This window comes from Nostoc sp., assembly GCF_036916575.1.
In the GTDB taxonomy this organism is placed as follows: Bacteria; Cyanobacteriota; Cyanobacteriia; order Cyanobacteriales; family Nostocaceae; genus Nostoc.
Map to the genome: position 1 here is coordinate 1 of NZ_JBALGC010000088.1, position 7,412 is coordinate 7,412.

At 44.2% G+C, this 7,412-nt stretch carries 9 protein-coding genes; 3 read left to right on the forward strand and 6 right to left on the reverse strand.

Annotation, left to right across the window (positions count from 1 at the left end):
- Positions 1-463: 463 nt before the first annotated feature.
- The gene (locus V7L29_RS18355; RefSeq protein WP_334736397.1) at positions 464-913 is read right to left on the reverse strand and encodes a winged helix-turn-helix transcriptional regulator; all 450 of its coding nucleotides are present in this window, start codon (positions 911-913) and stop codon (positions 464-466) included.
- 162 nt (positions 914-1,075) lie between these two features.
- Here V7L29_RS18355 and V7L29_RS18360 point away from each other — a divergent pair, with 162 nt between their 5' ends.
- From V7L29_RS18360 to V7L29_RS18370, 3 genes are all read left to right on the forward strand, one after another.
- Positions 1,076-1,375: a muconolactone Delta-isomerase family protein gene (locus tag V7L29_RS18360; protein ID WP_334736398.1), complete on the forward strand. Its 300-nt coding sequence runs from the start codon at positions 1,076-1,078 to the stop codon at positions 1,373-1,375.
- Between the two features lie 57 nt (positions 1,376-1,432).
- Entirely contained in the window at positions 1,433-2,056 is a 624-nt protein-coding gene (locus V7L29_RS18365) for an NAD(P)-dependent oxidoreductase (RefSeq protein WP_334736399.1), read from the forward strand.
- 251 nt (positions 2,057-2,307) lie between these two features.
- The gene (locus tag V7L29_RS18370; RefSeq protein WP_334693050.1) at positions 2,308-2,733 is read left to right on the forward strand and encodes an SgcJ/EcaC family oxidoreductase; all 426 of its coding nucleotides are present in this window, start codon (positions 2,308-2,310) and stop codon (positions 2,731-2,733) included.
- Positions 2,734-2,825: 92 nt separating this feature from the next.
- Here the strand turns inward: V7L29_RS18370 and coaBC are convergent, their stop codons facing one another.
- The 5 genes from coaBC to V7L29_RS18395 all read right to left on the reverse strand — a co-directional run bounded on the left by coaBC (position 2,826) and on the right by V7L29_RS18395 (position 6,671).
- Positions 2,826-4,052, reverse strand: a complete 1,227-nt coding sequence (gene coaBC, locus V7L29_RS18375) for a bifunctional phosphopantothenoylcysteine decarboxylase/phosphopantothenate--cysteine ligase CoaBC (RefSeq protein ID WP_334736400.1) — start codon at positions 4,050-4,052, stop codon at positions 2,826-2,828.
- 101 nt (positions 4,053-4,153) lie between these two features.
- Entirely contained in the window at positions 4,154-4,366 is a 213-nt protein-coding gene (gene isiD, locus V7L29_RS18380) for a protein IsiD (RefSeq protein ID WP_190877921.1), read from the reverse strand.
- Between the two features lie 155 nt (positions 4,367-4,521).
- Complete coding sequence (locus tag V7L29_RS18385) at positions 4,522-5,142, reverse strand: alpha/beta hydrolase (protein WP_334693054.1); 621 nt, start codon at positions 5,140-5,142, stop codon at positions 4,522-4,524.
- Between the two features lie 113 nt (positions 5,143-5,255).
- Positions 5,256-6,005 (reverse strand): SDR family oxidoreductase, encoded by a 750-nt coding sequence (locus V7L29_RS18390; protein WP_334736401.1) that lies wholly within the window; start codon positions 6,003-6,005, stop codon positions 5,256-5,258.
- Between the two features lie 318 nt (positions 6,006-6,323).
- Positions 6,324-6,671 carry a hypothetical protein gene (locus V7L29_RS18395; protein WP_334692338.1) on the reverse strand — a complete coding sequence of 116 codons (348 nt, stop codon included), beginning with the start codon at positions 6,669-6,671 and terminating at the stop codon, positions 6,324-6,326.
- Positions 6,672-7,412 lie beyond the last annotated feature (741 nt).

The window sequence follows — 7,412 nt, forward strand, 5'->3', positions numbered from 1 at the left end:
CCCCTCTCCCAAAATTGGGAGAGGGGTTGGGGGTGAGGGTCAAACCTGGAAAGTTCGCCAAATCTAGCTTTCACGTTAAGTTGACACCTATGAGCATTGCTGTCCCCGTAGAGCGTGGTCTATTTACCTGAAAATAGCTGTAATTCGTAGCGAATTAATGATAAAGCAATACCTTACAATGCCAATGCATCGGAATGCATTGTTAATCCGTCGCCTTACAATGCCAATGCATCGAAATGCATTGTTAATCCGTCGCCTTACAATACTAATGCGTCGGGATGCATTGTTAATGTGTCGCCTTACAATGCCAATGCATCGGGATGCATTAAAAATGCTACGCTTTTACGCAAAACTATACTAAGCTTTCTCTGCAACACCAGTTTTTTTAAGTATGTGCGCGTAGGCGCAGCCCGCCGTAGGCATTGCATTTCTCAAATTGAATTCATTCCATCCTTGGCTGAAATTATTCATGAGAAATCTTCTGTTTATCCCTTGGGTTGGTCGTGGTAGTTTGAATCACTGCACTGTCTACCCCGAATTCTTGAGCCGATACTTCTGCGTCGTAGGTAGAACGTGCATCATGTATTTCTGAACGATGTTCCAGCGACCAAAGCACAAGCGCTTGAATGAGCGGAACGAGCGACTCTCCGAGCGGCGTGAGCGAATATTCGACCTTAGGTGGAATGCTGGGGTAGACGGTCCGAAGTAAGATGCCATTCCGCTGAAGACCGCGGAGCGTCTCTGTCAGCATCCGCTGACTAATCCCCGGCAACCTTCGTTTGATCTCGCTAAATCGTAAGCTCCCGCCCACAAGATTCGATAGAATCAGGGACGTCCACTTATCGCCGACGTGGTCGAGAATCTCTCGAACGGGGCAATCTTCGTCATCAAAAAATTTTGGGATTCGGCTCATGGTTACCTTCCTGTGCCTTAGGCAGAAAAAAGTGCCGTCTTCCATCTTGCTCTATTTTAGTACAGAATGAACCAAGTTAAGAAAAGGAACCGTGCTGATTCCTCTTTGGTATGCGGATTGGGCATAGGTTTCACAACCAAACAAGCTAAATAGAGGTGACATATGCAATATCTTGTTATCTTCACGCCCAACAAGAAGTTTGAGACTGATGGCATACCGTCTGACTTCGCAGAGACGGAACTTAAGGAACAGGCGCAAGTGCGAGTCCTTTACGCGGGAGGAGGCGCCCGTCAAGTGTGGGCGCTGGACACTAAAACCCGCGGCGGGGTCATCCTGTTCGAGGCAGAGTCGCCAGAGCATCTTCAGGAGATGATCGACAGCTTCCCACTCATCAAGGCCGACTACGCCGACTACCAGATCCTGCCGCTTGCGCCCCATGCGGCATTCTCGAAGAAGTCCTAATCAAAGCCGCATTTCTACGACCGGAAAACCCCTAAGTGTTGCATAGGAGAGTTAAACATGAAAGTCCTAGTCATCGGAGCCGCCGGCAAAACCGGTAGAGCTGTAGTCGAACAGGCTGTAGCCGCTGGACACCAGGTCACAGCCTTCGTTCACAAAGCTGACGAATACGAAGTCTCGGACGTTCGCGTCATCGAAGGTGATGCCACCAATAGTGTTGAGATGGACGCAGCAGTCCTCGGTCAAGACGCTGTTCTTGACACGATTGGCGGCAAAACGCCTTACAAGGCAACTACCCTCGAATCGAGCGCCGCCAACACAATCATTGCTTCCATGCAGCGAAACGGTGTGCGCCGTCTCGTGGTAACTTCCATGATTGGCGAAGGGGATAGTGAGGCGAATACCACCATTTATGAGCGCTTACTTGTTTCGACCTTTTTGCGCGGTGCGGACAAGGACAAAGCGGCAATGGAATCCGCTGTCGAATCGAGCGGTCTGGACTGGGTAATTCTTCGCCCAGCCCTCCTTACCGACGACCCCGCCAAGGGGAACGTTCGAGTCTTCGATGCCGAAACGGGCGAGAAGGCCCATAAAATTACACGTGCCGACCTGGCTGACTTCATGCTTGTCCAGCTTGACAGTAACGAATACCTCCATCAAGCCGTAACTATCGCAAATAGCTAAGAACTCTTCGGCCATGCTCTCTGGGGTTGGCAGCGTGTTCCTTGAGTATCCAGGACAGTCCTGGACAAACAGATGGAATATTAAAGAGTTGAGGCAACACAACCCTTCGTAATGCCCTTTAACTAGAGCCGATGGCGACGATTTTGGTACAGTTCGCTAGTGTTACAAGGCTATTTCTCCAAGTGGCACTCAAGGTGCTACGCTCCTAAGCGGTAGTTCTTGAATACAAATCATTAGTGAGAACAATCATTATGTCTACAACAGAAACTAGTGCAAAGGATGAAGCGGCAATCACTGCTTTGATTGCAGCGTTTGCCGAGGCGTGGAACGCTAAAGATGCAGAGTCCTTGGCGAAGTTGTTTGTCGAGGATGCCGATTTCGTGGACGTCATAGGTCGTTGGTTTAAAGGGCGAACCGAGATCAAACAAACACACGCACAGGCGTTGGCGTCATTCTTAAGCGATAGCCAGATGACTATTACTGACACTCAAATCAAATTCCTCACCCCGAATGTGGCAGTCCTGCATAGCACTTGGGAAACCACTGGACACAAGAGTCCTGATGGAGTACATCGAATACAAGATACAGGTGTCTTGACAGCCGTAACAACCTGCAAGGAGAACACCTGGCAGATTACCGCTTTTCACAACACAGGGACTGTGCCAATTGCTGACTGAAGCGTAACAAAAAGTTTGCTTTAAGCGGCGTTGATAAATGACGAGATGAATTAGGTAGGAACAGGCACATCCCTAAACTTGAGGCAGATTTATCAAGTGATGACAAAATCAAATAATTGATGCGCCATTTCTAATTTAGAACAAGGTGCAATTTCTACCTGATGTCCTTGACTATCTAAAAATATCGCTTGATTATTATCGCTACCAAAACCACTATCAGGCTGGTCAATGGGATTGGCAACAATAGCATCTAATTTTTTACTCTGTAACTTTTCTAACGCAGGTTTGACAATATCTCCAGTTTGTGCAGCAAAGCCGATTAACAGCTGATGCGGCTGTTTCAATTTTGCTAATTGGGCGATTATATCCGGTACATGTTCCAAAGGTAAAGCTTGGGGGAGCGATCGCTTGGGCAGTTTCTCTGTACTATAATCTCGTGGCTTAACATCTGCCACCGCTGCTGACATGACAATTACATCAGCGTTGGCTAAACATTCCACCATGACGTGCTGCATTTGCTCGGCACTAACGACGGGAATTGATTGTACTCCTAATGGTACATCCCAATTAGCTGGCCCATATACTAAGGTGACATTTGCGCCTCGGTGAAGTGCAGCTTGCGATAGCGCCAATCCCATTTTACCTGTTGAAGGATTACCAATAAACCTTACTGGGTCAATATACTCTCGCGTTCCCCCAGCACTAATTAACACTTGTTTACCTACTAAATCTCGTTTGCCTTGAGTGTGTAACAACGATTGGATGTGAGCCAAAATTTCTGGAGGTTCTGCTAATCTACCAGGACCGATGCGATCGCACGCTAATAAACCCGATGCTGTGCTCATTCCATGATATCGGCTATCTATCAATAACTGTTGCCAATTCCGCTGCACTGATAGCTGTTCCCACATATCCGTATTCATTGCAGGTGCTAACAGCACCGGACAAGTAGAAGCCAGCACAGTATTTGTGAGTAAATTATCAGCCATACCGTAGGCTAACTTTGCCAATGTATTAGCCGTCAAAGGGGCAATTACCATAACATCTGCCCATTCACCCAACTCAATATGCAACGGACGAGAATGAGTTGGTTTCCAGAAATCATCATCTGTGTAGGCGGGATGACGGGATAGGGTTGCTAAAGTCAGAGGCGTGATAAATTCTTGCGCCGAACGGGTGAGGATAACTCGGACTTCCACGCCAGTTTTAAACAGCGTCGAAACCAACTCACAGATTTTGTAGGCGGCGATACCGCCACCTATGCCAATTAGAACCCTGTTCAATTTTGAATTTTGGATTTTGGATTTTGGATTAGGCATGATAAAAAGTTAGGAGTGAGCAGTTACAAAAATTAGTACTAAATAGTTAGAAATCCTAACTCCCAACTCCTAACTCCCAACTCCTAACTCCTAACTCTCAACTACGCTTCATCGTAGGGTTCCAAGTCTAAGAGGTAGATATAGGGTTCAACTAACTCTGGACGCTGAAATGCGATCGCTCGCAATAGATGCCAATCATTTAAACCCTCAAAAGCATTACTATAATTATCTAGTTCCAGACGTGTAGCCAGTTCTTCTACTTCTGCCGCAGTCATGGCAGCAATTTCTTTCTTGGAAATGCTTAGAGTTGTCATAATGCTTGCCCCTCCCTTATGCAGCATTCGCCTTCAGCATGGGTTAAGTTGCGTTCTTTTGCAGCCACCCAATATATATTACTCATTAGAAGTGATTAATTTCGTGAAAATTGTCAGAATTTGTACCAGAATTTATAAAAAATTCGTAATGCTGACTAGCCAATTGTATTCACAACGAAATTCCGTAGCACTTCTAACGTTTGTGAATGTATTTCATGTCCCATATCAAATTCGTGGTATTCTACCGCCACTCCCAGAGACTTTAAAGTTTCTCGTGCCTTCCAGGCGGCTTGTAGTGGAACAACTTCATCATATTTCCCGTGGGTAATTAAAGTTGGCGGAATCCTGCTTTTACCTGCTGTTATTGCGTCAGGATGTAAATACCCACTGATCACAACTAAACCTGCTAAGGGTAATTTTGAGCCGACATCTAAAGTCATTGCTCCTCCTTGAGAAAATCCACTCAAAATGGTGCGTGATAAAGGTACGCCAGTGCTACTTTCTAAAGATTCCAAGAAATCTATTAGTCGTTGCCGACTTTCTGCCAACCCTTGATACATATTCTCCACCCGTAGGTCATACCATGCCCTCCCTACAGGAGAATAAGGATAAGGAAAAGGTGCATCAGGTAATACAAACTGGTAATCAGGTAAGTTGAGCAAGGGTAACAAAGATGCTACATCCTCAGCATTAGCTCCCCAACCATGCAAAGTGACAATTAAGCCTGCGGGGGGTTGAGAACTTGCTGTGCAAACGTTAATAAATTGTAAAGACAGAGGTCTACTCCTAAAATCCTACTCTTCTAGTAGATCCTATCTCTTGAAGTAGACTTAGTATTAGGAAGCGGATGCCACTTCAACAGAGACACCCAACTTATTAGCTAAAGTTTTTACCAAGGTACTGGTTCACCAAGATGAAAAAAGCCACCACTCGGCCCATCGTCAGGAAGCATCGCTAACTCAACGCCCGTTTTCGCCCCTTCTGCGATATCCATCATTGCGCCTTCACCGCCCAATTCAGTTTTCACCCAACCTGGATGAGCGCTATTAATTTTCACAGGAGTATTGCGTAACTCATGGGCTAAATGGATGGTGAATGCGTTGACTGCTGCCTTAGAAGCATTGTAAGCAAATGGTTTAGAGTCATAAATTGGTGAATTGGGAGTAGCATGAAGTGTCAATGAGGCTTCAATACTAGACATATTGACAATTCGACCACTAGGACTGTTTAAAATTAACGGTAGCAGTACTTGAGTCAGTTCTACCAAGCCAAAAAAGTTGGTGTTGAATGTCTGTCGAATAATGTTTATTGAAACAGAAGTGGCATTACTGGTTAACCAGTCGCCATCTAGAAACACACCTGCATTATTAATCAAGATATCCAGTTTACCAAAAGAGTCACTAATCTCTTGAAAAGCAGACTGAATTTGAGTACTGTCAGTTATGTCAAGAGCGATCGCCACAGCCGAGACTCCTTCATTATGCAAGTTAGTGGCTGCCGTTTTTGCTGCTTCTAAATTCCGGGCTGCGATCAGAATCGTCAATCCATGTTGTCCCAGTTGACGACTCATCTCCAGTCCTAGACCCTTATTTGCGCCAGTAATTAAGGCTACTTTATTCTTCAGTTCGCTATTTACCACTGTTAGCCACTCCGATTGAATTGGGGATCTATGATGTATTTAAAAACAGTATGCTTAAGCTTTGTTTAAATACTGGGTCAATCCTCTCACGAAGTCGCAGGCAAGAAAACCTAGAAAAAAGGCTAGGTCTTGTCTGTTAAACAGAGACAAATTTGCGACAACTACCGATGTGGGAAACCGCAATTGTTACTTAAAAAGCCCTCCCTGATTAATTATGGGTGGGCTTTTTGTTTTTTTATTGGCAATAAACCAACTAACTGAGCAATTCAATTGATAGTTGGTTGTGGATAATTGCACCCTATTGAATTTGCTAACGAATTAACCAGGTTTTTTGAAAGATCCAACTCCTTTGAACCCTAACGATTGAAAAATTTCACCCTCAACAGTCACAGATTTACCCTTAAAGTTTTTGCCCTGATAAAATGTCCATTTACCACTTTGAACACTAACATTTGTAGCATTTATGCCAAATGCGCCTAAATCTTTAACATTTCCGCCGTCACTACAGAACACACTTTGATTCTGGCTGTCTTTGAGTTCAATATTTTTTACTACATTTCCGCATCCATTATTAGATTGAGCGGATACAGAGGTAACACTAAGTGTAGCTCCAGCAAGAGAAGTTACTGTTAAAAGTGCTAAAGCAGTCAGTTGTTTGTTAATCATGATAGTTTCAAAGAAAAAGTGTTAGTTGATCTGTTTAGCTTCTAAATTCTAATAAGTGTTGGTATTTTTAACTTATACAGTTAGAAGCCCAAATTATTTTTGCACTCGTTTGTATGCTATACTTGCCTGAAAATACTTAAGGAGAGTATTTAGATTATTTTTTAACTAAATTGTTTCTGCCATCAATTAGACCTTAGTCTAACTTTTTTCATCTACTTCCACCTTGGTATTAAGTCAGGGCATTACACTTGCCGATTAACGTAGTTAATGTGCTGGTAAATTGCTGACGGGGCGACAAGCGACCCAAAACCCTTGTACTAAAACAAGTTGACCGAATTATCGTAAAAAAGATAGGTCATTTATTGTCAACAAGCCATATTTATTGCAAATAAGTCCGACATTTTACCAAAACTACCTAGAAAATCAACTAGTACGCCACGGCGGAAATAGCGCAAAGTCGAGCCAGTCCGTTGGTGGGGTTCCCCCACTTAAAGGAACCGCCGCTCAGACTTTGCAAGACGAGCAACCATTTAAAATCCCTAAAGAGCTTATTGCATAATACTTTTGACTTTTGAATGAGTGACTTCCGCCTTGCGGCACTAGGTCTTGTCTGTTAAACAGAGACAAAAAAAGAGATAGCTTGAAAGGGCTAGGGCGTGTTTTCAAACTATAACCATAATAAAATGGAGGCGATGGCTGCGCCAACGTCTTCGACGAACGTAATCATAGCTGTATAATTTA

Excerpts from the sequence above, each read along its gene's own strand:
- V7L29_RS18355 (WP_334736397.1), bottom strand. The coding sequence starts at position 913 with ATGAGCCGAATCCCAAAATTTTTTGATGACGAAGATTGCCCCGTTCGA.
- V7L29_RS18395 (WP_334692338.1), bottom strand. The coding sequence starts at position 6,671 with ATGATTAACAAACAACTGACTGCTTTAGCACTTTTAACAGTAACTTCT.
- V7L29_RS18360 (WP_334736398.1), top strand. The coding sequence starts at position 1,076 with ATGCAATATCTTGTTATCTTCACGCCCAACAAGAAGTTTGAGACTGAT.
- coaBC (WP_334736400.1), bottom strand. The coding sequence starts at position 4,052 with ATGCCTAATCCAAAATCCAAAATCCAAAATTCAAAATTGAACAGGGTT.
- V7L29_RS18365 (WP_334736399.1), top strand. The coding sequence starts at position 1,433 with ATGAAAGTCCTAGTCATCGGAGCCGCCGGCAAAACCGGTAGAGCTGTA.
- isiD (WP_190877921.1), bottom strand. The coding sequence starts at position 4,366 with ATGACAACTCTAAGCATTTCCAAGAAAGAAATTGCTGCCATGACTGCG.
- V7L29_RS18370 (WP_334693050.1), top strand. The coding sequence starts at position 2,308 with ATGTCTACAACAGAAACTAGTGCAAAGGATGAAGCGGCAATCACTGCT.